The organism is Mesorhizobium sp. M1A.F.Ca.ET.072.01.1.1 (assembly GCF_004023325.1).
Taxonomy (GTDB): domain Bacteria; phylum Pseudomonadota; class Alphaproteobacteria; order Rhizobiales; family Rhizobiaceae; genus Mesorhizobium.
On sequence record NZ_RZSF01000026.1, the window covers coordinates 13,500 to 38,864 of the forward strand.

General features: G+C 64.8%; 23 protein-coding genes. 9 read left to right on the plus strand and 14 right to left on the minus strand.

Annotation, left to right across the window (positions count from 1 at the left end):
- The first annotated feature begins 49 nt into the window (after nt 1–49).
- The 3 genes from EOA32_RS06370 to EOA32_RS06380 are packed head-to-tail and all read left to right on the plus strand — an operon-like array spanning nt 50 to nt 3,139.
- Nucleotides 50–1,318, plus strand: coding sequence for a Re/Si-specific NAD(P)(+) transhydrogenase subunit alpha (locus EOA32_RS06370; RefSeq protein ID WP_128371214.1), 1,269 nt, complete (start codon nt 50–52; stop codon nt 1,316–1,318).
- A complete protein-coding gene (locus tag EOA32_RS06375; RefSeq protein WP_067003367.1) occupies nt 1,318–1,740 on the plus strand; it encodes a proton-translocating transhydrogenase family protein in 423 nt (140 codons plus the stop codon). Before EOA32_RS06370 ends, EOA32_RS06375 begins: the two co-directional genes overlap by 1 nt.
- 1 nt (nt 1,741) lies before the next feature.
- Complete coding sequence (locus EOA32_RS06380) at nt 1,742–3,139, plus strand: NAD(P)(+) transhydrogenase (Re/Si-specific) subunit beta (protein ID WP_067324170.1); 1,398 nt, start codon at nt 1,742–1,744, stop codon at nt 3,137–3,139.
- Between the two features lie 76 nt (nt 3,140–3,215).
- On the opposite strand, the gene EOA32_RS06385 is transcribed toward EOA32_RS06380, so the two are convergent.
- The 3 genes from EOA32_RS06385 to EOA32_RS06395 all read right to left on the minus strand — a co-directional run bounded on the left by EOA32_RS06385 (nt 3,216) and on the right by EOA32_RS06395 (nt 7,652).
- Nucleotides 3,216–4,133 (minus strand): hypothetical protein, encoded by a 918-nt coding sequence (locus EOA32_RS06385; RefSeq protein ID WP_128371215.1) that lies wholly within the window; start codon nt 4,131–4,133, stop codon nt 3,216–3,218.
- Between the two features lie 218 nt (nt 4,134–4,351).
- Nucleotides 4,352–6,823 carry a DNA topoisomerase (ATP-hydrolyzing) subunit B gene (gene gyrB / locus EOA32_RS06390; protein WP_128371216.1) on the minus strand — a complete coding sequence of 824 codons (2,472 nt, stop codon included), beginning with the start codon at nt 6,821–6,823 and terminating at the stop codon, nt 4,352–4,354.
- A gap of 247 nt (nt 6,824–7,070) precedes the next feature.
- On the minus strand, nt 7,071–7,652 hold the full coding sequence (locus tag EOA32_RS06395) for an NADPH-dependent FMN reductase (protein WP_095777000.1): 582 nt from the start codon (nt 7,650–7,652) through the stop codon (nt 7,071–7,073).
- A 180-nt stretch (nt 7,653–7,832) separates the two neighbouring features.
- On the opposite strand from EOA32_RS06395, the gene EOA32_RS06400 reads away from it, so the two are divergent.
- Nucleotides 7,833–9,203 (plus strand): cytochrome P450, encoded by a 1,371-nt coding sequence (locus EOA32_RS06400; RefSeq protein ID WP_095782249.1) that lies wholly within the window; start codon nt 7,833–7,835, stop codon nt 9,201–9,203.
- Between the two features lie 26 nt (nt 9,204–9,229).
- Here EOA32_RS06400 and EOA32_RS06405 read toward each other — a convergent pair whose 3' ends face one another.
- From EOA32_RS06405 to EOA32_RS06435, 7 genes are all read right to left on the minus strand, one after another.
- Nucleotides 9,230–10,213, minus strand: coding sequence for a complex I NDUFA9 subunit family protein (locus tag EOA32_RS06405; RefSeq protein WP_128371217.1), 984 nt, complete (start codon nt 10,211–10,213; stop codon nt 9,230–9,232).
- Between the two features lie 158 nt (nt 10,214–10,371).
- The gene (locus EOA32_RS06410; protein ID WP_095782250.1) at nt 10,372–10,824 is read right to left on the minus strand and encodes a DoxX family protein; all 453 of its coding nucleotides are present in this window, start codon (nt 10,822–10,824) and stop codon (nt 10,372–10,374) included.
- A 380-nt stretch (nt 10,825–11,204) separates the two neighbouring features.
- Nucleotides 11,205–12,206: an Ldh family oxidoreductase gene (locus EOA32_RS06415; protein WP_128371218.1), complete on the minus strand. Its 1,002-nt coding sequence runs from the start codon at nt 12,204–12,206 to the stop codon at nt 11,205–11,207.
- A 124-nt stretch (nt 12,207–12,330) separates the two neighbouring features.
- Nucleotides 12,331–13,140, minus strand: a complete 810-nt coding sequence (locus EOA32_RS06420; RefSeq protein ID WP_128371219.1) for an ABC transporter permease — start codon at nt 13,138–13,140, stop codon at nt 12,331–12,333.
- Nucleotides 13,140–13,805, minus strand: coding sequence for an ABC transporter permease subunit (locus tag EOA32_RS06425; protein ID WP_067003711.1), 666 nt, complete (start codon nt 13,803–13,805; stop codon nt 13,140–13,142). The genes EOA32_RS06420 and EOA32_RS06425 overlap by 1 nt, the downstream gene beginning before the upstream one ends.
- A 199-nt stretch (nt 13,806–14,004) precedes the next feature.
- Nucleotides 14,005–14,799 (minus strand): transporter substrate-binding domain-containing protein, encoded by a 795-nt coding sequence (locus EOA32_RS06430; RefSeq protein ID WP_067324186.1) that lies wholly within the window; start codon nt 14,797–14,799, stop codon nt 14,005–14,007.
- Between the two features lie 55 nt (nt 14,800–14,854).
- Entirely contained in the window at nt 14,855–15,670 is an 816-nt protein-coding gene (locus EOA32_RS06435; protein ID WP_067003385.1) for an ABC transporter ATP-binding protein, read from the minus strand.
- 210 nt (nt 15,671–15,880) lie between these two features.
- On the opposite strand from EOA32_RS06435, the gene EOA32_RS06440 reads away from it, so the two are divergent.
- From EOA32_RS06440 to EOA32_RS06455, 4 genes are all read left to right on the plus strand, one after another.
- Nucleotides 15,881–16,753, plus strand: coding sequence for a dimethylarginine dimethylaminohydrolase family protein (locus tag EOA32_RS06440; protein WP_128371220.1), 873 nt, complete (start codon nt 15,881–15,883; stop codon nt 16,751–16,753).
- Nucleotides 16,723–17,394, plus strand: coding sequence for a TetR family transcriptional regulator C-terminal domain-containing protein (locus tag EOA32_RS06445; protein WP_128371221.1), 672 nt, complete (start codon nt 16,723–16,725; stop codon nt 17,392–17,394). Before EOA32_RS06440 ends, EOA32_RS06445 begins: the two co-directional genes overlap by 31 nt.
- Before the next feature lie 196 nt (nt 17,395–17,590).
- A complete protein-coding gene (locus tag EOA32_RS06450) occupies nt 17,591–19,171 on the plus strand; it encodes a 5-guanidino-2-oxopentanoate decarboxylase (protein ID WP_128371222.1) in 1,581 nt (526 codons plus the stop codon).
- Between the two features lie 183 nt (nt 19,172–19,354).
- Nucleotides 19,355–20,062, plus strand: a complete 708-nt coding sequence (locus tag EOA32_RS06455; protein ID WP_128371223.1) for an SDR family NAD(P)-dependent oxidoreductase — start codon at nt 19,355–19,357, stop codon at nt 20,060–20,062.
- Nucleotides 20,063–20,139: 77 nt separating this feature from the next.
- Here the strand turns inward: EOA32_RS06455 and rpsA are convergent, their stop codons facing one another.
- Nucleotides 20,140–21,837 (minus strand): 30S ribosomal protein S1, encoded by a 1,698-nt coding sequence (gene rpsA / locus EOA32_RS06460; RefSeq protein ID WP_128371224.1) that lies wholly within the window; start codon nt 21,835–21,837, stop codon nt 20,140–20,142.
- A 203-nt stretch (nt 21,838–22,040) separates the two neighbouring features.
- On the minus strand, nt 22,041–22,241 hold the full coding sequence (locus tag EOA32_RS06465; protein WP_067003398.1) for a hypothetical protein: 201 nt from the start codon (nt 22,239–22,241) through the stop codon (nt 22,041–22,043).
- Between EOA32_RS06465 and EOA32_RS06470 the strand changes: the two genes are divergently transcribed.
- The gene (locus tag EOA32_RS06470) at nt 22,240–23,130 is read left to right on the plus strand and encodes a bile acid:sodium symporter family protein (protein WP_128371225.1); all 891 of its coding nucleotides are present in this window, start codon (nt 22,240–22,242) and stop codon (nt 23,128–23,130) included. The genes EOA32_RS06465 and EOA32_RS06470 overlap by 2 nt on opposite strands.
- A 9-nt stretch (nt 23,131–23,139) precedes the next feature.
- Here the strand turns inward: EOA32_RS06470 and cmk are convergent, their stop codons facing one another.
- Nucleotides 23,140–23,790: a (d)CMP kinase gene (gene cmk / locus EOA32_RS06475; protein WP_067003402.1), complete on the minus strand. Its 651-nt coding sequence runs from the start codon at nt 23,788–23,790 to the stop codon at nt 23,140–23,142.
- 254 nt (nt 23,791–24,044) lie between these two features.
- Nucleotides 24,045–25,365: 3-phosphoshikimate 1-carboxyvinyltransferase (aroA, locus tag EOA32_RS06480; RefSeq protein WP_348632190.1), on the minus strand; the 1,321-nt coding region annotated here is incomplete at its 5' end.

A 25,365-nucleotide genomic window follows, 5' to 3' on the forward strand; every position in this document is an offset into this window, starting at 1 on the left:
TCCCGGCCGACGCCTTGCGCAGCAAGGTTCCAGCCGAAAGGATCATGCGGTGGGGCAGACGGTATTCATCCCTCGTGAGCTTGACGCGAACGAGCCGCGGGTCGCGGCCTCGCCCGAGACGGTGAAAAGGCTGGCGGGCCTGGGCTTCGAGGTGATCGTCGAGAAGGGCGCCGGCCTGGGCTCGCGCATCACCGATCAGGAATTTGCCACCGCCGGCGGCACGATTGGAACTGCCGGGGACGCCAAGAACGCCGATGTGGTGCTGAAGGTGCGCCGGCCGACCGATGCCGAGCTCAAGGGCTACAAATCGGGCGCGGCCGTCATCGCCATCATGGATCCTTACGGCAACGATCCGGCGCTTGCCGCGATGGCCAAGGCCGGCATCACCGCCTTCTCGATGGAGTTCATGCCGCGCATCACTCGCGCGCAGGTGATGGACGTGCTCTCCTCGCAGGCCAATCTTGCCGGCTACCAGGCGGTGGTCGATGCGGCGGCCGAATATGACCGCGCGCTGCCGATGATGATGACGGCGGCGGGCACGGTGCCGGCAGCAAAAACCTTCATCATGGGCGTCGGCGTCGCCGGTCTGCAGGCGATCGCCACCGCGCGCCGTCTCGGCGCCGTCGTCACCGCCACCGACGTCCGTCCGGCGGTGAAGGAGCAGGTGCAGTCGCTCGGCGCAAAGTTCCTGGCGGTCGAGGACGAGGAGTTCAAGGCGGCGGAGACGGCCGGCGGCTACGCCAAGGAAATGTCGAAGGAATATCAGGCCAAGCAAGCGGCACTGACCGCAGAGCACATCGCCAAGCAGGATATCGTCATCACCACGGCGCTGATCCCCGGACGTCCGGCGCCGAAGCTGGTGTCGGCCGCCATGGTCGCTTCGATGAAGCCGGGTTCGGTGATCGTCGACCTCGCCGTCGAGCGCGGCGGCAATGTCGAAGGCGCGGTGCCCGGCAGGGTCGTGACGACGGAAAACGGCGTCAAGATCGTCGGCCATCTCAATGTGCCCGGTCGTGTCGCGGCATCCGCTTCGCTGCTCTACGCCAAGAACCTCTACGCCTTCCTCGAGACGATGGTCGACAAGGCCACGAAGGGCCTTGCCATCAAGCGCGATGACGAGTTGGTCAAGGCGACGATGCTGACCGATGCCGGCCAAATCGTGCACCCCAGTTTCGCCAAGGCCGCCGAGACGCCGCGCACCGAGCCGGCTGCGATCCCGGCCACCGTCCTGGTCGCGGATACCGCCGACAAGAAACCGGTGCCCAGGAAGAGGGCCGCAGCCAAGTCACCCTCGCCTAAGCCAGAAGGGACCGCGTGATGGAACAGCTGCAGAAAGCCCTCGACCAGCTCGATCAGGCGACGGCTGCCGTACGCCTCGCGGTGCAGGATCTCGCCAATGCGCCCGCCGGCGCCGAGGCTGCCGGCAACGCGGCGCACGCGCTCTCGGGCGGCGCCATCGATCCCTTTGTCTTCCGCTTCGCCATCTTCGTGCTGGCGATCTTCGTCGGCTATTATGTCGTTTGGTCGGTGACGCCGGCGCTGCACACGCCGCTGATGGCCGTCACCAACGCCATCTCCTCGGTCATCGTCGTCGGCGCGCTGCTCGCCGTCGGCATCGCGGCCTCCGGCCTTGCCGCGGGCTTCGGCTTCATCGCCCTGGTGCTGGTGTCGGTCAACATCTTCGGCGGCTTCCTCGTCACTCAGCGCATGCTCGCCATGTACAAGAAGAAGGAAAAGTGACGTGACCGTCAATCTCGCTTCCTTCCTCTACCTGGTCTCCGGCATCCTGTTCATCCTGGCGCTGCGCGGCCTGTCGCATCCGACCACCAGCCGACAGGGCAATCTCTACGGCATGATCGGCATGGGCATTGCCATCGCCACCACGCTGGCACTGGCGCTGCCCTCGGCCGGCCGCTTCGGCCTGATCGTGCTGGGGCTTGCCATCGGCGGCGGCGTCGGCGCCTATGTGGCGCGCCGCATCGCCATGACCTCGATGCCGCAGCTGGTCGCCGCCTTCCACTCGCTCGTCGGTTTCGCTGCCGTCATGGTGGCGGCGGCCGCCATCTACGCGCCGGAAAGCTTTGGCATCGGCACGGCCGGCGACATCCATGCCCAGGCGCTCATCGAGATGAGCCTCGGCGTCGCCATCGGCGCCATCACCTTCACTGGCTCGGTCATCGCCTTCCTCAAGCTCGACGGCCGCATGTCCGGCAAGCCGATCATGATCGGCGGCCGCCACCTGATCAACATCGCGCTTGGCGTAGCCCTCGTGGTGCTGATCGTGCTGCTCGTCACCACCGAATCCAAGCTCATCTTCTGGCTGATCGTCGCCGCCTCGCTGGTGCTCGGCGTGCTTCTGATCATCCCGATCGGCGGCGCCGACATGCCGGTCGTGGTGTCGATGCTGAATTCCTATTCCGGTTGGGCGGCGGCGGCGCTCGGCTTCACGCTCGGCAATCTAGCGCTGATCATCACCGGTGCGCTGGTCGGCTCTTCCGGTGCGATCCTGTCCTACATCATGTGCAAGGGCATGAACCGCTCCTTCATCTCCGTCATCCTCGGCGGCTTCGGCGGCGAGACGGCTGCGGCTGCCGACGACGGGATCGAGCGCACCGTCAAGCAGGGCTCGGCCGACGACGCCGCCTATCTGATGATGAACGCGCAGAAGGTCATCATCGTGCCGGGCTATGGCATGGCGGTGGCCCAGGCCCAGCACGCGCTGCGCGAGATGGCCGACAAGCTCAAGGCCAACGGCGTCGAGGTAAAATACGCCATCCATCCGGTCGCCGGCCGCATGCCCGGTCACATGAACGTGCTGCTCGCCGAGGCCAATGTGCCCTATGACGAGGTGTTCGAGTTGGAGGATATCAACTCCGAATTCGCGCAGGCCGATGTCGCCTATGTCATCGGCGCCAACGACGTCACCAACCCGTCCGCGCGAGATGACAAGAGCAGCCCGATCTACGGCATGCCGATCCTCGACGTCGACAAGGCCCGCACCTGTCTCTTCGTCAAGCGCTCGCTGGGTTCGGGCTATGCCGGCATCGACAACACGCTGTTCTATAAGGACGGCACCATGATGCTGCTCGGCGACGCCAAGAAGATGACCGAGGAGATCGTCAAGGCTTTTGATCACTGATCCGGCTCGCCATCTCAAAGACCGAAAAGCCCGGCCGTGAGCCGGACTTTGTCTTTCAATTACCGGATGGTTCAGTCTAGCCTTTGGACAGGAAAAGCGCCTCGTCTTCGTCGCGCTGCTTGCCGCCGAGAGCTGCGGCAGCGCTGGCGATGAATGCGCCGATGACCAATGCCAAGGCGCCGATCAGGGCAAATGAGGCCGTTGCCTTCCTGGCCGTGTCTGCCGCCTGCTTGGCCTTGGTCTTAGCCTCCTCCACCTTTGCAAGCACCGCATCGACACGGGCCTTTGCGTCAGCTTCCGGAAGGCCTGTGCGGGCAGTCACAAGCTGCGCCAGGTAGGTCTTGTCGTCGGCCGACACCTCACCGGCGGCGGCACTTGCGACCAGGATGCGAGACGCTTGCGCCGTGGTCGCCGCGTCGTTTTGCGGATTGGCGGCTGCAAGCTTGCTCGCATCCGCCGGACGGAACAGCGTGTCGACGAAATAGGATGTCGCATTGTCAACCGAGGCGCCGTTTGCGTTTGCCGACGCGCCTGCCGAGGCACCCATCGCGGCGCCCGACGCGACAGTGGATGCCGCCTGCACGCCCGTCCCCACTGCAGCCGACAGGACCGAGCCGAGAACACCGGCGACAAGCAACGTGGCCAGCGCCCAGGCAAGGAAGCCGTGGGTGGTGTCGCGGAAATAGACCTCGTCAGTGTGGACGCCAACCCATTTGGTCCGCAACCGCCCGGCAAGATAACCGCCTAGGCCCGCCGACAGCCATTGCACGACGATCAACCAGGCGCCGGTGGTAGCCGCGAAGGTGGGGACCGAAGGATTCGACGCGGACCAGGGCGAAACCATCGTCAGCCCGAGTCCTGAGCCGAGCAAGGTGAGGATGAGAGTCAAAGCCGAGGCTGCGAAAGCGCCAGCGATGATCGGCCCCCAACTGACGGCGGTGGCGGAGGATTCTAGCGTACCGGGAGCATCGGTTGCCGATAGGGTGGGCTGCATCGAAGCCTCCTAGCGGGCAAAAAGCATAATGAGAATGATGATCGGAATCGGAACCCCGAGCAACCAGAGCAAGATACCGCGGCCCATCGAAACCTCCTGAAACAAGTTGTGATCGATCTGTCACAATGTTTCAGGAGACCTTCTGTTCCGGTCGGATCACCCCATCCGCCACGGACGGCGGACCGACGGCAGGCTGAGAGGGCCGATTGGCACGGTCCTCAAATATCCAGATTGGCCACCGACAGCGCATTGTCCTGGATGAACTCGCGCCGCGGCTCCACCTCGTCGCCCATCAGCCGTGAGAACAAGCTGTCGGCGTCGGTCGCGTCGGCCACCTTGACCTGAAGCAGCGAGCGCACATTCGGATCCAGCGTGGTTTCCCAGAGCTGTTCGGCGTTCATCTCGCCAAGACCCTTGTAGCGCTGCATGGTCAGTCCCTTGCGGCCCGCCGCGAACACCGCGTTGAGCAGCGCCAGCGGTCCGGAAAGGAGCTCGGAAGTCTCCTTGCGGCGCAGCGTCGGCTGCTCGCGATAGACTTCCGCCAGACGCGCTGCATAGCGGTCCAGCTGGCGCGCATCGGCCGAATTGATCAGCCCGGCATCGAGCTGGACCGCGTCCTTGACGCCGCGCACGGTGCGTTCGAAGACATAGCCGCCCGACCCGTCATTGGAGGTCGACAGCCGTCCGCTCCAGCCGCGCTCGGTCTCCTCGGCGATCATGTCGAGCCGCCTGGCGACGTGTTCGGCCATGGCGGTGGCGCGGCCGAGATCGGCGAGCACGTCGGCGTTGAGCGCGCCGGCGATCGCCGCCTGCTCGACGACACTGCGGTTGTAGCGCGTGTGCAGCCCGTTGATCAGGTGCCGCACCGCCAACGCGTCGTCGACCGCGCCGCGCAGGTCCTGTCCGGTCCGCACCTCGCCGGAGGCGAGCGTCAGTGAAGCCTCTTCCAGCCCGGACTCGATCAGATATTCCTCATAGGCGCTTTCGTCCTTGAGATATTGCGAGCTCTTGCCTCGCGTCACTTTGTAGAGCGGCGGCTGGGCGATGTAGAGATGGCCGCGCTCGATCAGCTCCGGCATCTGCCGGAAGAAGAAGGTGAGCAGCAGCGTGCGGATATGGGCGCCGTCGACGTCGGCGTCCGTCATCAGGATGATCTTGTGGTAGCGCAGCTTGTCGGCGTTGAACTCGTCCTTGCCGATCGAGGTGCCGAGCGCCGTGATCAGCGTGCCGATCATGTCGGAGCTGAGCATGCGGTCGAAGCGCGCCCGCTCGACATTCAGGATCTTGCCCCGCAGCGGCAGGATCGCCTGGTTCTGGCGCGAGCGCCCGCCCTTGGCCGAGCCGCCGGCCGAATCGCCCTCGACGATGAAGATTTCCGATTTCGCGGGATCGCGCTCTTGGCAGTCGGCAAGCTTGCCGGGCAGCGAGGTGACGCCGAGCGTGCTCTTGCGGGTTATGTCGCGCGCCTTGCGCGCGGCTTCGCGCGCGGCGGCCGCCTGGATCACCTTCTCCACCACCACCTTGCCTTCGGTTGGATGCTCTTCCAGCCAGGTGCCCAGCGCCTCGTTGACCAGGCTTTCCACCACCGGCCGGACTTCCGAGGAGACCAGCTTGTCCTTGGTCTGCGAGGAGAATTTCGGATCCGGAACCTTGACCGACAGAACGGCCGTCAGGCCTTCGCGGCAGTCGTCGCCGGTCAGCGAAACCTTTTCCTTCTTGGTCTGGCCGGAGGACTCGCCATAGCCGGTGATCTGCCTGGTCAGCGCGGCGCGGAATCCGGCCAAATGCGTGCCGCCGTCGCGCTGCGGGATGTTGTTGGTGAAGGCCAGCACATTCTCGTGGTAGCTGTCGTTCCACCACATCGCCACCTCGACGGTGATGCCGTCGCGCTCGGCGCGAATGGCGATCGGCTTCTCGATCAGCGGCTTCTTCACCCGGTCGAGATATTTCACGAATTCCTCTAGGCCGCCGTCATAATGCAATTCGTGGCGCACGAGGTCGGCATGGCGCGCGTCGGTCAGCACGATGCGCACGCCGGAATTGAGGAAGGCGAGCTCGCGCAGCCGGTGCTCGAGCGTGTTGTAGTCGAATTCGACCATGGTGAAGGTTTCGGCCGACGGGAAGAAGGTGATCTCGCTGCCGCTGCGGCCTTCATAGGTCCCCGGTCGCTTGTCCTGCTCGTAGGTGCCGGTCACCTTCAGCGGAGCGTCGGCATTGCCGTGCGTGAAGCTCATCTCGAAGATTTCGCCGTTGCGACGGATCTTGAGCTTGAGCCATGCCGAAAGAGCGTTGACCACCGAGACGCCGACGCCGTGCAGGCCGCCCGAAACCTTGTAGGAGTTCTGGTCGAATTTGCCGCCGGCATGCAGCTGGGTCATGATCACTTCGGCCGCCGAGACGCCCTCGCTGGGATGGATATCGGTCGGAATCCCGCGGCCATTGTCGATGACGGTCACCGAGCCGTCGGGGTTGAGCGTCACCGAGACGAGGTCGGCATGCCCGGCCAGCGCCTCGTCGATGGCGTTGTCCACCACCTCATAGACCATGTGATGCAGGCCCGAGCCGTCGTCGGTGTCGCCGATATACATGCCCGGCCGCTTGCGGACGGCATCCAACCCCTTCAAAACCTTGATAGAATCGGCGCCATACTCGGCTTCCGCGCCAATGGCGCTTTCGGTCTGATCGCTCATAAATACCTGTCTGATTGATGTCGCTGATCCGGCGCGGAAAAATGGTCCCGAATCGCGCCGTTTTGATGTCCTAGATATAGGCGCAAATGGCCGTTTTTCCAAGGTTTGCAGGCGTTTTGCCGGCTTGGCGAGCGGCCGTTGGCAGGCCGGGCGCGATACACCGGGAAGCGCGGTGCGGGCAGCGGGCTATGCCGGCGTGAAAGCCGCGCCCGAGCGCGGCCTTGCAACAGTCACATCGGGGCGTCTGCTATTCCGCCCGGAGGCCGGCGCGCAGCGCCTTCAGCGCCTCGCTCCAGCGGAACAACTCGTCCAGCATGGCCTTGGCGCCGCCCAGCACCTGCTCGCTCGGATGATACGCGCCCTCCTTGTCGAGCAAGGTCCTGTAGGAAGGCAGCGCCACGCCTTCCGGGATCGGCATGACGCCGACGGAGGTCAGCAGCGGCTTCAGCGCCTGTGCCGCGCGCAGGCCGCCGGACACCCCGCCATAGCTGAAGATGGCGGCGGGCTTGTAGCGCCACTCCTTGAGTAGATAGTCGACGGCGTTAACAATCGCCGGAGCGGCGAAGTAATTGTATTCCGGCGCCACGAAGACGAAGGCGTCGGCGGCGTCGATCGCCGTCGACCAGGCCTTGGTGTGGTCGTTCTCGTATTTGCGCAGGCGCGGATGATGCGGCTCGTCGAGCAGCGGCAGCTTGAAGGCGGCAATGTCGGCGAGCGCCGGCTCGAACTTGCCGTGCTCGCGCGCGAACCCCTCCAGCCACTCGGCGAAGATCGGTCCGGCCCGTCCCGGTCGCGTGCTGCCGATGATGATGCTCAACTGGTGCTTCACGGGTGGCTCCTCGATTGACGGTATCCGTTGGCGACTAAAGGAACCGGTCACCGTCAACAAGCAGCCATCGAAGGGCGCCGTTCACATTCAGGCGAGGCGGTCTCTCCATGGGCTTTCCGTTCGGTCACATGGACGCCCGCTTTGCCGCGCATTACATTTGCCGTCGTAGCGGAGCATCCGATGGACACAAAGCCCGCCCCCTTCGTGCCGCCTGCGCCGAAGCCGCGCACCCAGCCGCCCTCGACGCTGGAGATGATGCGCATCGTCTACCGCAACCCGCTCGAGCTGTGGGGCGAGCATACCTACAACGAGCCCTGGATCTCGGTGACCGGTATCGGCGGGCCGCTGGTCATCGCCAACGATCCCGGCCTCATCCGCCACGTGCTGGTCGACAACGCCAGGAACTACAAGATGGCGACGGTGCGCCAGCTGATCCTGCGCCCGATCCTGCGCGACGGCTTGCTCACCGCCGAGGGCGAGGTGTGGAAGCGCTCGCGCAAGGCGATGGCGCCGGTGTTCACGCCGCGCCACATCTTCGGTTTCGCCGAGCCGATGCTGAAGCGCACGCTGGAATTCGCCACCCGCTACGAGGCCGGCGGTACGACCGACGTCGCCCGCGACATGACGATGCTCACCTATGATATCCTGGCCGAGACGCTGTTTTCCGGCGAGATCGCCGGCGAGCCCGGCAGCTTCGCCAAGGAGATCGACCGCCTGTTCGAGACCATGGGCCGGGTCGATCCGCTCGACCTGTTGCGCGCCCCGGAATGGCTGCCGCGGCTGACCCGCATCCGCGGCCGCAAGACCATGGCCTATTTCCGCAACATCGTTGCCAACACGGTGAAAATGCGCGAGCAGCGGCTGAAGCGCGATCCCGACGGCGTGCCGCAGGATTTCCTGACGCTACTCCTGAAAGCCGAAGGGCCGGATGGCCTGACCCGCGCCGAAGTCGAGGACAACATCATCACCTTCATCGGCGCCGGGCACGAGACCACGGCGCGCGCGCTCGGCTGGACGATCTACTGTCTCGCCGAAGCGCCCTGGGAGCGCGACAAGGTCGAGCAGGAGATCGATGCGGTGCTGGCGCGCGAGCCCGATCCGACAAGATGGCTGGACGCCATGCCGCTCACGCGCGCCGCCTTCGAGGAAGCGCTGAGGCTTTATCCGCCGGCGCCCTCGATCAATCGCGAGCCGATCGAGCCGGAGACCTGGAACGGCCTTTATATACCGAGATACGCCGCCGTGCTGGTGATGCCCTGGGTGGTGCATCGCCATCGCAAGCTATGGGACAGGCCGGACGCCTTCATGCCGGAGCGCTTCCATCCGGAGAACCGCGAACGGATCGACCGCTTCCAGTATCTGCCTTTCGGCGCCGGGCCGCGCGTCTGCATCGGCGCCAGCTTCGCCATGCAGGAGGCGATCATTGCTTTGGTTATCCTGTTGTCGCGCTTCCGCTTCGACGTAACGTCGCAAACCCGGCCATGGCCGGTGCAGAAGCTGACCACGCAGCCGCAGGGCGGCCTGCCGATGCAGGTTTCCCGCCGCGCCTGATCGGCACGCGTCCGATCGGGAACAGTCTACCGGTCGGCGATCGGCCGGCGCTGCTGGAACTGACCGGCGGCGCGGAAGCCCCAGAGATAGCTCGGCAGGATCGCGGCGATCGCCTGCGGCTGGATGCCGAGGCCGTTGATCGTTCTGTTCGCCTTGGCGGCGGCTTCCGAGACGACGTTGTGCTCGCGCAGCTGCAGCACCTGGTCCTTGGTCAGCAGCGGATTGGGCAACAGCTGCAGGATCGAGGCCTGGATATTGGCCACCCACCACGGCACCGGCACCAGGAGGCGTCTGCGGTCGATGACGGCGAGCAGCTCCTGCATGCATTCCTTGAAGGTCAGCACCTGCGGGCCGCCGAGCTCATAGGTCTGGCCACGCTCGACCTTGCCGTCGACCGAGCGTGCCACCGCCTCGGCGACGTCGCCGACATAGATCGGCTGGAATTTCGTCTCCCCGCCGCCGATCAGCGGGAGCACGGGCGAGAAGCGCGCCATGTTGGCGAAGCGGTTGAAGAAGGCGTCCTCGGGTCCGAAATTGATCGAGGGCCGCAAGACGACGGCGTCGGGCACCGTCTCGAACACCGCTTTCTCGCCGAGAGCCTTGGTGCGCGCATATCCCGACGGCGAGTTGAGGTCGGCGCCGAGCGCCGATATATGGGTGAGGCCGGCGCCGACCGATCGCGCGGCCTCGGCGACGGCGCGCGCGCCGAACTCGTGCACGGAGCCGAATTTCTGCCGGCCGCTCTCATGCAGTATGGCGACGAGGTTGACGACGTGGTCGGCGCCCTGAACGGCGCGGTCGACCGACCAGCGCACGCGCACATTGGCCTGCACCGGCTGGATCTGGCCGACATTGCCGAGCGGCTGCACATGGCCGGCAAGGTCGGGCCGCCGGCAGGCGACCCGGATGCGATAGCCGCGCTTGGCGAGCGCGCGAACGACATGACGGCCGACGAATCCCGAGCCGCCGAACACGACGACGAGTTTGGGGGTCTGCAGGATTTCTGTCATGGCTGGCTCCGCGCGCAAAAGCTTGGCTGAGCCGCTTCTTAATCCGTTTCGCGTCAAAGGCAAAGAGCGACCGGAGGTCGCCGCCGCCTTGTTTTTGAGCAATTCCAGGAAAGTGTGGAGCGGTTTTCCTTGCCGAATTGCGTCAGGGTAAAAGCCGCTCAGAACGCCTTGCCGATACGCTTGTCGACCGAATGCCGGTTGCCGCCGCGGATGACGAAGAAGGCGAGGATTGCCGCCCAAAGCAGCGATTTTTCTGCGCCCGAAAAGCCCTGGCCCATGGTGACCCAGTGGAACCATACCGTGACCAGAAGCACGATCAGGCCGGCGAAAGCGGCCGGGCGGGTGACGAGGCCGATGGCAATCAAAATGCCGCCGAAGAATTCGGTGCAGGCGAGCAGCGGCGACCAGAAGACGCCAGGATAGAAGCCCAGACCTTCGACCATTTCCGTGGCGCCAAACGGATTGACGATCTTCTGCGAGCCATGAATGGCGAGGAAGGCCCCGGCGACGGCGCGCAGCAGCGTTTCGGCCGCATTGTTCAGCGTCGCATAGAGTCCGCCTAGGGCCGGAACGATAAGCCTTGTTCGGGACGTGTCGGTGCTGGCGAACATGCGGTCTCCTTTTTGCTGATTTGACGGACGCAAAGGCGTCCACTCCGTCAAATAGGATAAACCTGACGAACTTTCGCATGTTTTATTGCCGCAGTGAGAAACAGAAAACCCCGCCGAGGCGGGGTTTTCCGGGCAGTGAGCGCACCGAAACAGGGTCCAACGAGGCGGCCTGACCTGAGACGGTATCAAGGCGGCGTGAAGCAAGCACGCCCGCCCCGGCCCTGGACGCCCGGCGCGACGGCCGCCAATCGCAAGCCGCGACCCAAGCCACCCTTTTGCGGCTTGCGATGTGGGGTGCCGCTGATGGGTCGCTGCCGGGCTAAGAAAGGTTCAAAGCGGCGCGAAGCAAATGCGCGCCTTGTTGCCGGGCGATGCCTCGATCAGGCCGAGTAGCGTTCGGCGAATTCGGAAATGCGCTGCACGACCGCCTTCGGGATATCGACACCGCGCGCCGTCGCCTTTTCAGCGGCCTCTGCCCGGGCACGGCCGGGGATGTGCACGCCGTAGCGCCGCCGCAGCCGGTCGAGCTGGTCCTTCATGCGCTGCTCAAAATCCGGATCGACCAATTTGGGCTCGATAGCGAGCACGAAGAGCCCGGTTCCGGGGCTGTCCGGCCCGCCGGAGAACCAGGGTGCGTCGAGCGACCAGTTGGCGCCGGAAATCCCCGCCGCCAGCACCTCGACCATAAGCGCGATGTTGGCGCCGCGCTGGCCGCCGAAGGCGAGCATCGCGCCCTTCATCGCCGCCGCCGGATCGGTGGTCGGGTTGCCGCTGGCATCGAGTGCCCAGCCCTCGGGGATCTTCCTGCCGTCTTCCGCCGCCTTGCGGATGTTGACGAAGGCGGTGGCGCTCGACGATTGGTCGATCACCAAAGGCGGCCCGTCCGCGGCGGGCGCGGCAAAGGACATCGGGTTGGTGCAGTAGACCGGCTTGACCGAGCCCGAGCCTGCAAGCACTGCCGGCCCGTTGGTGGCGGCGAACGAGACCAGCCCCTGCGCTGCCAGCCGTCCGGTGAAATAGCCGAGCGCGCCGCAGGTATAGGCGTTCCTCTGCGAGAAGATGGCGACGCCGAACAGCCTTGCTGCCTTGACGAGGTCATCGATAGTCCGATCGAAGCCGGTATGGGCAAGCCCGCCGCGCGCGTCGGAGAGGTAGACGGCCAGCGCCGGCCGGGTGACGACCGGATCGGCATTGCCGTCGATGCGGCCGTCCTCGATCGCCTCCAGATAGTCGATGAAATGCGACAGGCCGACCGCCGACAGGCCTTCTGCTTCCGCCGCGATGATCGAGGCAACCAGCGACTGCGTCGCTTCTTCATTGGCGCCGGCGCCGAGCGCCGCCATGCGGGAGAGCCCTGTTGCCTGGTCGAGAGTGAGTTGCATCGGAGCCGTCCTGAGGGAGTAAGGGAATAAGGGAGTAGGGGGAAATTGTGGAGCAAATAGCGAATGGGGACGGAAATGTGAATGCGGATCGTGGCTGAACACTCCCCTACTCCCCTACTCCCCTCTAGCCGATCTTGACCGGAATCCGGGCCTCGATGCGGCTGAAGATGAGAACGAGGATGCCGGTGATGGTCATGTAGATCAGCGCCAGCAGCAGCAAGGGCTCATAAGTGAGATAAGTGTCCTGCCGCACCTTGGACGAGACGGCGAAGATATCGATGACGCTGATCGTCGCCACCAGCGGCGTCGACTTGAGCTGCAGCACGGTTTCGCCGGTCAGTGTCGGCAGCGCGCGGAAGAAGGCCAGCGGCAGCCAGATGCGGTGGAAGATCTTGAAGCGGCTCATGCCGAAGGCGCGCGCGGCTTCCAACTGCCCTTTCGGCACGCCGGCGAACGCGCCGCGCATCACCTCGCCTTCATAGCCGGCGAATGACAAGGTCAGCGCCAACACGCCGTAGGGCCAGGCTTGCCTGAGATAGGGCCACATCCAGGACTCGCGAATCCATGGATATTGCGGAAAAAGCGATCCAAGCCCGTAGTAGAGCAACCACAGTTGCAGCAGCAGCGGCGTGCCGCGGATGATGGTGCAGAAGATCTTGGCCGGCACGGCGAGCCAGAACGGCCCACCGGCCTGCGCCAGCCCAAGCGGCACGGCCAGCATAAAGCCCAGCGCGCAGGTCACGACGAGGATCCACAGCGACCGCCAGATGCCGAGCAGCCCCATCTGCCAATATTGCGGCAGCCAGTCCCAGCGCATGAAGAAGGCCGCGCAGAGGACCAATCCCAGCGCGATTAGGATCAGCACGATGCGGTGCGGCCTGAGCCAGAGCGAGGCACGCGCCGCCATGTTGATCGCGGTCGCTTCGGCCGACATCAGCGCGCCTCTTTGACGGAAGGCATGCCGCGCCGCGACCAGGCCTCGACGCGGCCGATGATCACGTTGGAAAACAGCGTCAGCGCCAGATAAAGCGCGCCGGCAGCAAGATAGAAGACCAGATAGGCCTTGGTGACGCCGGCCGCCTGACGCGTCGCGAGCGTCAGTTCGAAGAAGCCGACGACGGCAAGCAACGCGGTGTCCTTGGTGGCGATCAGCCAGAGATTGGCAAGGCCGGGAATGGCGAAAGGCAGCATTGCCGGCAATGTTATGCGCCTCAACATCAGGCCGGGCGGCATGCCATAGGCGCGGGCGGCCTCGATCTGGCCTTGTGGGATGGACAGGATGGCGCCGCGGATGACTTCCGTCGAATAGGCGCCCTGCACGACCCCAAGGACAAAGATGCCGGCGGCCAGCCCGCTGATGTCGACGCGCTGGTAACCCGTCGCGGTCAGCAGCTGATTGATGAGATCGGTGCCGGCGTAATAGAGCAGCAGGATCAGCACCAGTTCCGGCACGGCGCGCACCACCGTGGTGTAGACGGCGAGCAGATCGCGCGTCACCGGTCCGCCGTAAAGCTTGCCCCAGGCGCCGCCGGTGCCGATCAAAAGGCCAAGGCAGGTGGCGCCGATGGCGATCTCGATCGAATGCAGCAATCCGACCAGCAGGGTGCCGCCCCAGCCGGGCGGCACGGGCGACAGGAGTTCGATGATGCCGGCCGCCGAGGCCGGAAGAAAGGCATTGATCAGCTTCGCCCCCGAATTGCTGGCAGCCGCCGACCGCAGCGTTCAGCGGCGGGCTTGCGTGGCAGGGTTTGGGCCAAGGGGCATGGCGCTGGCCATGCCCCAATATCAAATGGAGGCGTCAGTTCGACTGCGTGGCGCCGCCATAGATGTCGAAGTCGAAGTATTTCTTGGAGATCTCATCGTACTTACCGTTGGCGCGGATCGCCTTGATGCCGGCGTTGATCTTTTCCTTGAGCGCGGTGTCTTCCTTGCGCACGCCGGCGCCCACGCCCGGTCCCAGCACCTCGTCGTCCGGCGCGACCATGCCCTTCAGATCGCAGCAGGCCTTGCCCTGGTCCGTCTTGAGGAATTCGCCGAGCGCGATGGAGTCGGCCTGCACCGCATCGAGACGGCCGGCGGCGAGATCGTTGTTGGCCTCGTCCTGCGTCTGATATTCCTTGATCTCTTGCGCGCCGGTGAAGTGCTTCTTGGCGTAGACGGCATGTACGGTCGACACCTGAACGCCGATCACCTTGCCTTTAAGATCGTCCGGCGTGGCGCCGAACTTCTGATCCTTCGGTCCGATGATTGCTGTCGGCGTGTTGTAATACTTATCCGAGAAGTCGATCGTCTTCTTGCGCTCGTCGGTGATCGACATCGAGGAGACGATGAGGTCGATCTTCTTGGTGGTGAGCGCCGGAATGATGCCGTCCCAGGCAACGGGCGTGATGACGCAGTCGAGCTTCTCCTCGGCGCAGACGGCGTCGATGAAATCGATCTCCCAGCCGACCCACTTGCCCGTCGCGTCCGGCGAGGTGAACGGCGGATAGGGCTCGGCGGCGACGCCGATCTTGACCTGATCGGCCTTGGCCACGCCCATCGCGGCGACGCCGAACAGCAGCGCCGCGGCGAAGGTCTTGAGAACAGTCTTCATTTCAGGACTCCCAGTTTGTTGTCGTTCCCGGTTTTCGCTCCGCTTGACGCCGGCCCTAGCCGACATTGCGGAGGAATTGCTTGAGCCTTTCGGATTTCGGCGCGCCGAACAGCTGTTCCGGCGGGCCTTCTTCCTCGACCAGCCCGTTGTAGAGGTAGACGACATGGGTCGCGACCTCGCGGGCGAATTTCATTTCATGCGTCACCAGCACCATTGTGCGCCCCTCGCGCGCCAGGTCGCCGATCACCTTCAGCACCTCGCCGACCAGCTCCGGATCGAGCGCGGAGGTCGGCTCGTCGAACAGCATGACGCGCGGATTGATCGCCAGTGCCCTGGCGATCGCGGCGCGCTGCTGCTGGCCGCCCGACAGGAATGCCGGGTAGACGTCGCGCTTCTCCGCCAGCCCGACCCGGGCGAGCAGCTTCTCGGCCTGGGCGATCGCCTCGTCGCGCTTGACGCCGAGCACGTGCACCGGAACCTCGATGACGTTCTCGATCAGCGTCATGTGGCTCCACAGGTTGAAGTTTTGGAACACCATGCCGAGTCTCGAGCGGATGCGCTCGATCTGCTTGCGGTCGGCAGGAACCGTATGGCCGTGGCTGTCGGCCTTCAGCTTGATCTCCTCGCCATTGACACGGATGATGCCGCTGGTCGGGTTTTCCAGGCAGTTGATGCAGCGCAGCAGCGTCGACTTGCCGGAGCCCGAGCCGCCGATGATGGCGATCACCTCGCCGTCGCGCGCCGACAGCGAAACGCCCTTCAGCACATGCAACTGGCCGAACTTCTTGTGCAGGTTCTCGACATGGATGGCTTCGGCGGCGCCGCTCTGCGCTTGGCCGGCTGGGACTGCGGCGGCTTCCACCGCGCTCACCGGGTAACCTCTATAGGGGCGACGGCAGTTCGTCGAACGTCCATCCGGCTCATCAACATACGCTGTACTGTCCCGCTCCTCACTTCAGCATGGACCCGGCAGCGCGAGCCCGTCAATCCCGTTCATTACGGCACTTGCGACCTTGTTGCGCAAGTGTATAAATAGTCTTTCATGAAATTTTTTCGGTTTTTTTCATCTTAAAAGGCATTGATGAGCGCTTTCGGATCACAATCCATGGCGGCGCCGCTGCGGCGCGTGCTCATGCGGTCGGCAGCGAACGCCATGCGCGACGCCGACAGAACTCAATGGCACTATGGCCCCGGGTTCAACCCGGCGAAGGCAGCGTCGCAGCACGCGGCCCTTGCTGAACTGGTAGCCGCTTCCGGCGCCGAAATCGAATGGATCGAGGACAAGGCGGACGGCCTTTCGGATTCGGTGTTCACGCACGACCCATCGCTGATGACCGAGCACGGTGCGCTGATCCTGTCCATGGGCAAGCCATTGCGCGCCAGGGAGCCCTCCCTGCATGAGGAAACCTATAGAGGGCTGGGTATTCCGATCCTCGGCCGCGTCGAGGCTCCTGGCCAGGTCGAAGGCGGTGATTGCGTATGGGTGGATGCCCGCACGCTGGCGATCGGGCGCGGGGTCCGCTCCAACCAGGAAGGCATCCAGCAAGTTTCGAACCTGCTGACGCCGCTAGGTATTTCCGTTTACGGTTTTGATCTGCCGCTGTGGCAAGGGGAAGAGGCGTGCCTACATCTGATGTCGGTGATCAGCCCGCTGGCCGACGACCTCGCGCTGGTCTATTCGCCGCTTTTGCCGGCACCCTTCTATCAGATGCTGAAGGCGCGCGGCATCAGGCTGGTCGAAGGCGACGCCGGAGAATTCGCCGCTTCCAACGGCCTCAGCCTGAACGTGCTGCCGACCAGCCCGCACAAGGTCATTGCCGTTGCGGGCTTTCCCAAGACCAAAGCCGCGATGGAGGCCGCCGGCTGCACGGTTGAGATTTTCGAGGCGGACGCGCTCTGTATCGCCTGTGAAGGCGGGCCGACATGCCTGACGCGGCCGATCCTGCGCCGATGACGGCGCGCCGCAAGTTCCGTCGCGAGGGCGAGGAGCGGCGGCGGCAGGATCTGATCGAAGCGACTCTGGACTGCGTGGCGGAATATGGCCTGCAGGGCGCCACTTTGCGCACCATCGCATTGCGTGCCGGCGTCACCGCCGGCCTGATCCGGCACTATTTCCCCGGCAAGGAAGAATTGCTGCAGGGGGCCTATACGGCGCTGGTCGGCCGCATGACCGAGCAGGCGAAAGCGGCATTGGTCATGGAAGACGCGTCGCCTCGCCAACGCCTTGCAGCTTTCGTCACCGCCAATCTCAGCACGCCGATCATCGACCAGCGGGTGTTTTCGCTCTGGGCGACCTTCATAGGCCGTGCCAGTGCGGATCCGACGCTCGCCCGCGCTCACCGCGAAGGCTATCTTGGCTTTCGCAACGAGGTGGAAGCGGTCGTCGCCGAGGTGCTCGCCGCTGATCAGCGCGAACCGGACGCAAGTCAGCTGCGCCGTCATGCCATCGCCATCAATGCGATCATCGACGGGCTTTGGATCGAAGGCTGCCTGGCCGGTGAGATGTTCTCGCCCGGCGAGTTGGCGGCGATTGGCATCAAGGCTGTCGAGGCTGAACTCGGCCTCGCGCCGCTGAAGCATGATCCCGAAAAGTAGGACCCGGTTTTCGGAGAAAGATCATGCTCAACAAAGGTTAGATCGGGATGGCAATTCAACGAAACGCCATCACGGTCCAGAGCAATTCCAGGAAAAGGTGAAAAGCGGTTTCCCGTCCGGGATTGCGTAACAAACAAGAGATAGAGCAAATCACTGTTTCCGTTAAACGGTGATCCGCTCCAAAGGGAGAAAACCAATGACCACGCTCGGCGAAGCGCTCATCACCTTGCTCGAGGCGCATGGCGTCGACACCGTCTTCGGCATTCCAGGCGTCCATACGGTCGAGCTTTATCGCGGCCTGGCGCGTTCGAAGATCCGCCACATCACGCCGCGCCACGAGCAGGGCGCCGGCTTCATGGCCGACGGCTACGCCCGCGCCGGCGGCCGGCCGGGCGTGGCTTTCGTCATCACCGGACCCGGCCTCACCAACACCATCACCGCGATGGGCCAGGCGCGCGCCGATTCGGTGCCGATGCTGGTGATCTCCGGTGTCAATGCCACCGATACGCTCGGCAAGGGTTTGGGCTTCCTGCACGAACTGCCGGACCAGCGCGGCATGATGGAGAAGGTGGCGCTGTCTTCCGAGCGTGTCACCGAGGCCGAGGAACTGCCGGGTGCGCTCGCCCGCGCCTTCGCCGTCTTCTCCTCGTCGCGGCCGGGTCCGGTTCACATCGAGATCCCGACAAACGTCATGGTGAAGCCCGCCGAGGAGCTCGCGCCGGTGCTCGGCAACGCCGCGCCGCCCGCTCCGGACGCGGCGGCTGTTGCCGAGGCTGCGAGGTTGATCAAGGCGGCTCGCCGTCCGCTGATTCTTGCCGGTGGCGGTGCCAAGAAAGCCGACGCGGCGCTGACACGCTTCGCCGAAGCGCTCGGCGCGCCGGTGGTCGAGACCGCCAATGCGCGCGGCCTGCTGCATCGGCACCCGCTCTTGGTGCCGGCAAGCCCCAGCCTCAAGGCGGTGCGCGCGCTGATGGCGGATGCCGATCTGGTGATCGCCGCCGGCACCGAATTCGGCCCCACCGACTATGACGGCTACGGCGATGGCGGCTTCGTGCTGCCGCCGAGCCTCATCCGCATCGATATCGGCGCCGACCAGCTCGCGCGCCGTCCGGTGACGGTTGGCATCCACGCCGATTGTGCCGAGGCGCTTTCTGCTCTGCTGGCTGCACTCGGCGCCGCTCATGTCGCCGCGAAAGACGGCGAAGCCCGCGCTGCCGCAGGGCGAGAGGCCGCTCTGGCGGAGCTGCGGCCGGACTACCTGGCGCAGCTGCGCGCGGTGGAGACGATCCGCGGCGCGCTGCCCGGCGCCATCATCGTCGGCGACTCGACGCAACCGATCTACGCCGCCAATCTCTATTACGACCACGACCGTCCGGCTGGCTGGTTCAATGCCGCGACCGGTTTCGGCGCGCTGGGCTACGGTCCGCCGGCGGCGATCGGTGCCGCCCTTGCCGTGCCCGAAGCGCCGGTCGTGTGCCTCACCGGCGACGGCGGCTTCCAGTTCACCTTGCCGGAGCTCGGCGCGGCGCTCGACGCCGAGGCGCCGGTGATCTTCGTCGTCTGGAACAATCGCGGTTATCGCGAGATCGAGACCTCGATGCTTGATGTCGGCGTCGAGCCGGTCGGCGTGTCGCCGGCGCCGCCGGATTTCTGCAAGCTCGCCGAGGCCTACGGCATCGAAGCCGAGCGGCTGACAGGGGTCGGTGACCTGGCCGGTGCGCTGAAGCGCGCGCGAACTGCCGGCAAGACGCGGGTTATAGAAATCACCGTCGATTGAAGGTCCTGGCGACCGTCCCATCCGGCCGAGACGCAGCCGCGTCACGTTACGCGGCTTTGTCTCGACGCATGCAAAGACGGGACGCCTGCCATGTCGATATTTCAATTGAGTGACAACGCGAAAGGCGCGACGTTCGAGGCTGGGGCGGCATAACCATAAGAATACGACAGGAGCAGTCGAAATATGACGGAAACGCTTAACGGCAGGCATGTCGTGGTGACGGGCGGCACCGGGGCGCTCGGCGGCGCGGTTGTCGGCAGGTTGCTGGAGCAGGGCGCGATTTGCCACGTGCCCAATGCGCATGCCGCGGCTCCGCCGCATTTTCCCTACGCGGCTCACGCCAGCGTCCATCTGGCGCACAATGTCGACCTGTCGGACTCCGCCAAGGTCGAGGCCTTCTACCATCAGGTTCCCAAGCTTTGGGCTTCGATCCATCTTGCCGGCGGTTTCACCATGGCGCCGGTCGAAAAGATCGAGACGGCATCCTTTGCCGAGATGATGGACACCAATGCCCGGACCACCTTCCTTTGCAGCCGCGCCGCGGTGCGCTCGATGCTGACGTCGGGCACCGCGGGGCGCATTGTCAACGTCAGCGCGCGTGCCGGGCTTGATCCCAGGCGCGGCGCCGGAATGGTCGCCTATGCCGCGAGCAAGGCGGCGGTCGCCGCGATGACCCAGGCGATGGCCGAGGAGCTGAAGCACAAGGGCATCCTGGTCAATGCGGTCGCGCCCTCGACGCTCGACACGCCCGCCACCCGCGCCGACATGCCCGACGCCGATTTCACCAAATGGGTCAGCCTCGAGGCCGCCGCCGAGGCGATCGCCTATCTCGCCTCGCCCGCCAATCAGGCGATGAGCGGCACGCTGGTGCCGCTCTACGGGCGAGCCTGACCTCATAGATCAAAATGCAATGAAAAACCCCGCCGGATCGCTCCGGCGGGGTTTTTGCTTTCGGTAGAGGAAGGAGCTTAGTTGCCCTGCTTCTTCAGCGCCGCGCCCAGGATGTCTCCCAGCGAGGCGCCGGAGTCGGTCGAGCCGTACTGGGCGACCGCTTCCTTCTCCTCGGCGATTTCCAGCGCCTTGATCGAGACCTGCAGCTTGCGGGTCTTCTTGTCGAAGGCGATGACGCGGGCGTCGACCTTCTGGCCGACGGTGAAGCGCTCGGGGCGCTGCTCGTCGCGGTCGCGGGAAAGGTCCGAACGCTTGATGAAGGTATCGAGGCCGCTGTCGACCAGCCGTACTTCCAGACCGCCATCCTTCACCGCGGTGACCTCGCAGGTAACGACCACGTTCTTGCGCAGCTCGCCGCTGCTCGCCGCCTCGCCGACCGTGTCGCGGGCCAACTGTTTGATGCCGAGCGAGATGCGCTCCTTCTCGATGTCGACGTCGAGCACCTGCGCCTTGACCATGTCGCCGCGATTGTACTCTTCGATCACCTGCTCGCCCGGACGGGTCCAGTCGAGGTCGGAGAGGTGCACCATGCCGTCCACGTCGCCTTCCAGGCCGATGAACAGGCCGAACTCGGTCTTGTTCTTGACCTCGCCCTCGACCTGGCTGCCGACCGGATGGTTGCGCGCGAAGGCTTCCCACGGGTTCTCCAGCGTTTGCTTGAGACCGAGCGAGATGCGGCGCTTGGCCGGATCGACCTCGAGCACCACCACGTCGACTTCCTGCGTCGTCGACAGGATCTTGCCGGGATGCACGTTCTTCTTTGTCCACGACATTTCCGAAACGTGGATGAGGCCCTCGATGCCCGGCTCCAGCTCGACGAACGCGCCGTAGTCGGTGATATTGGTGACGGTGCCCTTGATCTTCTTGCCGATCGGGAACTTGGTGCCGATATCCGACCACGGATCGCTCTCGAGCTGCTTCATGCCGAGCGAGATGCGGTGGGTTTCCTGGTTGATGCGGATGATCTGCACCTTGACCGTCTGGCCGATGTTGAGGATCTCGGTCGGATGGTTGACGCGGCGCCATGCCATATCGGTGACATGCAGCAGGCCGTCGATGCCGCCGAGGTCGACGAACGCACCGTAGTCGGTGATGTTCTTGACCACGCCCTCGACCACCTGGCCCTCTTCGAGGTTCTGCACGATTTCCGAACGCTGTTCGGCGCGGCTCTCCTCGAGCACGGTGCGGCGCGACACCACGATGTTGCCGCGGCGGCGATCCATCTTGAGGATCTCGAAGGGTTGCGGGTTGTGCATCAGCGGAGAGACGTCGCGGATCGGACGGATGTCGACCTGGCTGCGCGGCAGGAACGCCACGGCGCCGTCGAGATCGACGGTGAAGCCGCCCTTTACCTGGTTGAAGATGACGCCTTCGACGCGCTCACCCTTGGTGAACTTCTCTTCGAGGCGCACCCAGCTCTCCTCGCGGCGGGCCTTCTCGCGCGACAGCATGGCCTCGCCAAGCGCGTTCTCGATGCGCTCGACATAGACCTCGACGGTGTCGCCGACCTTGAGGGAGGAATCCTTGCCCTTGGCGCCGAATTCCTTCAGCGGCACGCGGCCTTCGACCTTGAGGCCGACATCGATGATGGCCATGTCCTTTTCGATCGCGGTGATCGTGCCCCGGACAACCTGGCCCTCGCCGGAATGGCCGGCGGTGAATGATTCTTCGAGCATGCTCGCGAAATCATCGCGAGTGGGATTTGCAGCTGACATTGTTTCTCCTGGAATGCTTCGCACAACAAGCGAAGCGGGCGCCGTGGGTTAGCGTTGCGTGAGCCTGCCGGCGTTCCGGGCTGAAGAGCCCTCGGCCGCTTAAGCGGCAAGTCCGGCGCATAGAGAATGCTGGCAGGCTGGTTCGTGCCCGATATGGGTATTTTCATCGCCTCCGGCAACGGAAAACACGAGGAAAACCCGCATCAGGCCTTGTTTCTCTTGGCCAGCAGTCTTTGATGGTTAGCCATGGCCGCCAGAAACGCGGTCTCTATAGACACTTCGCCGGTGTCAGGCAAGTGCGCGTCGCGGCGGTGCGCGTGCTCCGCCCGAATGTTTTTGCGATTACGCGTTCGCGGTTGCAGTTCTTTTTTGCCGACATGGATTGTCACGGGGAGCATCACCATGCAGTCAAGCGCCACTTTCAACATCTTCCTGCCGGTTGCCCTCGTCATCATCATGCTGGGGCTTGGCCTGTCGCTCAAGCTCCAGGACTTCTTGCAGGTGGTGCTGCGACCGAAGGCCCTCCTGGTGGCTCTTATCGTGCAGATACTGGTTCTTCCCGTCCTTTGCTTCGGCATCGTGTCGGTTTCGGCTTTGCCGCCTGCCATGGCGGTCGGCATGATGCTGCTCGCGGCCAGTCCCGGCGCCCCGTCCGCGGTTCTCTTCACCCACCTTGCCAAGGGCGATACGGCGCTCAGCCTGACGCTGACGGCGATCAGCTCAATGGTGGCGCTTGTGTCGGTGCCATTGATCACCAATTTTTCGCTGCTGCATTTCTATGGCGCCGGGCACGTCATCCCGCTGCCGATCGAGAAATTCCTGCAGTTCTTTGCCGTTGTGCTTGTCCCGGTTTCGATCGGAGTTGCCGTCCGGCACCGCCACACGGCCCTGGCCGAGCGCCTGGAGGGGCCCGTCAAGCTACTGGCGACGCTTTTTCTTGCGGCGGTCGTTATTTTTGCCGTCGTCGATCAGCGGCAGGTCATCGTGACCTGGGGGCCCATTGTCGGCTTTGCCGCCTTTGCCTTCAACGTGGTGAGCATGGCGCTCGGCTACGCCGTTCCGTCGCTGCTGCGCCTGGAGAGGCGGCAGGCGGTCGCCATCACCATGGCAACGGCCATCCACAACGCCGCGTTCGTCATAGCCTTGGCGCTTAGCGAATATCTCCTCAACAACGCCGAAATGGCGATCCCGCCAGCGCTTTACGCCTTGATTGCCTATGTCACCGCGGCGGTTTTCGTAGCCGTCCTGAGCAGGTCAGGCAGACCTGCGATCGAAGGGACGATCAGGTCGTGACCGCCAAGCTCAGGCGAGGTCTTTCGCGGCCATGGCGCGGTCAACGATTGCCATGGCCGCCAGAAACGCGGCCTCGATTGCCATGTCGCTGGTGTCGAGCAAGTGCGCGTCCGCCGCCGGCTTGAGCGGGGAGTCGGCACGGCCCATATCGCGCTCGTCGCGGCGCTCGATGTCGGCGAGGATCGTGGCAAAATCGGCGCTGCCGCCCATGCTTTCGATCTCGGCCAGCCGGCGCCTTGCCCGCACTTCCGCGCTCGCTGTGACATAGAGCTTGATATCGGCGTCGGGACACACGACCGTGCCGATGTCGCGTCCGTCGAGCACCGCGCCCGGCGGCGCCTTGGCGAACTCGCGCTGCTTATCGACCAGGATGCGCCGGACCGACGGAATGACGGCGACCTTTGAGGCGGCTTCGCCCACCGCATGCGCCGAAAGCACCGTGCGGTCGAGGTTCGAAAGATCGACTTGGCGAGCCGCGGTTTCCGCCGCCGAGACATTGTCGAGCGGCAGACCGAGCTCGAGCAGCTTATGGGCGACGGCGCGATAGGTGAGGCCGGTATCGAGCAGGTTCAGCCGGTAATGATCGGCGAGCCGGCGAGCGAGTGTGCCCTTGCCGGCGCCCGCGGGGCCGTCGATGGCGATGGTGAAGGGGGTGCTCATTGGCTCGCCTCGAACGATAGGCGCAATGAGCAAGATGAGCGCCGCGATCCTTCGCGCCCCCCTCTGTCCTGCCGGACATCTCCGCCGCTTGGAGGGAGATCAGCCGTCATCGCGGCTTGCGCCAATTGTCTATGTTGCAGGATTGAGCGGAGCGCCGGAGCCGCCAATCTCTCCTCTTGCGGGGGAGATGTCCGGCAGGAAAAAGCGGGGTGCTGTTCCGCCTGCATCTCGGTTCGGCTCCAACCCATCGCCCGTCACTCGATCTCGGCGCCGAGCCCCTTCATCAGCCCCATGAATTCCGGAAAGCTCGTCGCGATCATGTTGGCGTCGTCGATGGTCACCGGCTTTTCCGTCGCCAGCCCCATCACCAGGAAACTCATGGCGATGCGATGGTCGAGATGCGTCTTCACCGCCGTGTCCGGCCCGTTGGGATGAGCGCCCAGGCCCTTGCCGCCGGGCTTGCCGCGCACGGCGAGCGAGGCTTCGCCCTCGCTGCAGTCGACGCCGTTGAGCTTCAGCCCGTTGGCCACCGCCGACAACCGGTCGGATTCCTTGACGCGCAATTCCTCCAGACCCTGCATCAGCGTCTCGCCTTCGGCGAAAACAGCGGCGACTGCTAGCACCGGATATTCGTCGATCATCGACGGCGCCCGCTCCGGCGGCACCACGACACCTTTGAGGTCGGAGGAGCGCACGCGCAGGTCCGCCACGTCCTCGCCGCCGGCATTGCGCGGGTTGAGGATGTCAATGCGGCCGCCCATCTCCTGCAATGTCAGGAGCAACCCGGTGCGGGTCGGGTTCATCAGCACGTTCTCGATCACGATATCCGAGCCCGGCACGATGAGCGCCGCCACCAGCGGGAAGCCGGCGGAGGAGGGGTCGCCGGGCACGGCGATGGTCTGCCCCGTGAGCTTGCCCTGGCCTTCGATGAAGATGTGGCGCACGCCGCGCTCGTCGGTCTCGACGGTCAGGTTGGCGCCGAAGCCTTTCAGCATCTTTTCGGTGTGATCGCGCGTCATCACCGGCTCGATGACGGTGGTGATGCCCGGCGTGTTGAGGCCGGCAAGCAATACCGCCGACTTCACCTGGGCGGACGCCATCGGCACGCGATAGGTTATCGGCGCGGCATGCTTGGGGCCGCGCAGCGTGATCGGCATGCGGTCGCCGGGCGCCGCTTTCAGCACCTGCACGCCCATCTGGCGCAGCGGCTCCAGCACCCGGCCCATCGGCCGGCCGGAGAGCGAGGCGTCGCCGATAAAGGTCGTCTCCATGTCATAGGTGCCAACCAGGCCCATGGTGAGCCGCGAGCCGGTGCCCGCATTGCCGAAATCGAGCGGGCCTTCCGGCTCCAGCAGCGCGCCGTTGCCGGTGCCGCGGATCACCCATTCGGCGCCCGTCTTTTCGATATGCGCGCCCATCGCCTTCATGGCGGCGCCCGTGCGCATCACGTCTTCGCCTTCCAGCAGGCCGGTGATGCGCGTCTCGCCGGAAGCCAGGCCGCCGAACATGAAGGAGCGGTGCGAGATCGACTTGTCGCCCGGCACCCGCGCCGTGCCGGCAAGGGCAGGGGATTTG

Bases quoted from the DNA above. Each gene is read 5' to 3' on its own strand.
- EOA32_RS06470 (WP_128371225.1), top strand. From the start codon at position 22,240: ATGCAGTCAAGCGCCACTTTCAACATCTTCCTGCCGGTTGCCCTCGTC.
- cmk (WP_067003402.1), bottom strand. From the start codon at position 23,790: ATGAGCACCCCCTTCACCATCGCCATCGACGGCCCCGCGGGCGCCGGC.
- EOA32_RS06420 (WP_128371219.1), bottom strand. From the start codon at position 13,140: ATGTCGGCCGAAGCGACCGCGATCAACATGGCGGCGCGTGCCTCGCTC.
- EOA32_RS06385 (WP_128371215.1), bottom strand. From the start codon at position 4,133: ATGCAGCCCACCCTATCGGCAACCGATGCTCCCGGTACGCTAGAATCC.
- EOA32_RS06465 (WP_067003398.1), bottom strand. From the start codon at position 22,241: ATGGTGATGCTCCCCGTGACAATCCATGTCGGCAAAAAAGAACTGCAA.
- EOA32_RS06400 (WP_095782249.1), top strand. From the start codon at position 7,833: ATGGACACAAAGCCCGCCCCCTTCGTGCCGCCTGCGCCGAAGCCGCGC.
- EOA32_RS06445 (WP_128371221.1), top strand. From the start codon at position 16,723: ATGCCTGACGCGGCCGATCCTGCGCCGATGACGGCGCGCCGCAAGTTC.
- EOA32_RS06375 (WP_067003367.1), top strand. From the start codon at position 1,318: ATGGAACAGCTGCAGAAAGCCCTCGACCAGCTCGATCAGGCGACGGCT.
- EOA32_RS06440 (WP_128371220.1), top strand. From the start codon at position 15,881: ATGAGCGCTTTCGGATCACAATCCATGGCGGCGCCGCTGCGGCGCGTG.
- gyrB (WP_128371216.1), bottom strand. From the start codon at position 6,823: ATGAGCGATCAGACCGAAAGCGCCATTGGCGCGGAAGCCGAGTATGGC.
- EOA32_RS06410 (WP_095782250.1), bottom strand. From the start codon at position 10,824: ATGTTCGCCAGCACCGACACGTCCCGAACAAGGCTTATCGTTCCGGCC.
- EOA32_RS06455 (WP_128371223.1), top strand. From the start codon at position 19,355: ATGACGGAAACGCTTAACGGCAGGCATGTCGTGGTGACGGGCGGCACC.
- EOA32_RS06415 (WP_128371218.1), bottom strand. From the start codon at position 12,206: ATGCAACTCACTCTCGACCAGGCAACAGGGCTCTCCCGCATGGCGGCG.
- EOA32_RS06450 (WP_128371222.1), top strand. From the start codon at position 17,591: ATGACCACGCTCGGCGAAGCGCTCATCACCTTGCTCGAGGCGCATGGC.
- rpsA (WP_128371224.1), bottom strand. From the start codon at position 21,837: ATGTCAGCTGCAAATCCCACTCGCGATGATTTCGCGAGCATGCTCGAA.
- EOA32_RS06430 (WP_067324186.1), bottom strand. From the start codon at position 14,799: ATGAAGACTGTTCTCAAGACCTTCGCCGCGGCGCTGCTGTTCGGCGTC.
- EOA32_RS06405 (WP_128371217.1), bottom strand. From the start codon at position 10,213: ATGACAGAAATCCTGCAGACCCCCAAACTCGTCGTCGTGTTCGGCGGC.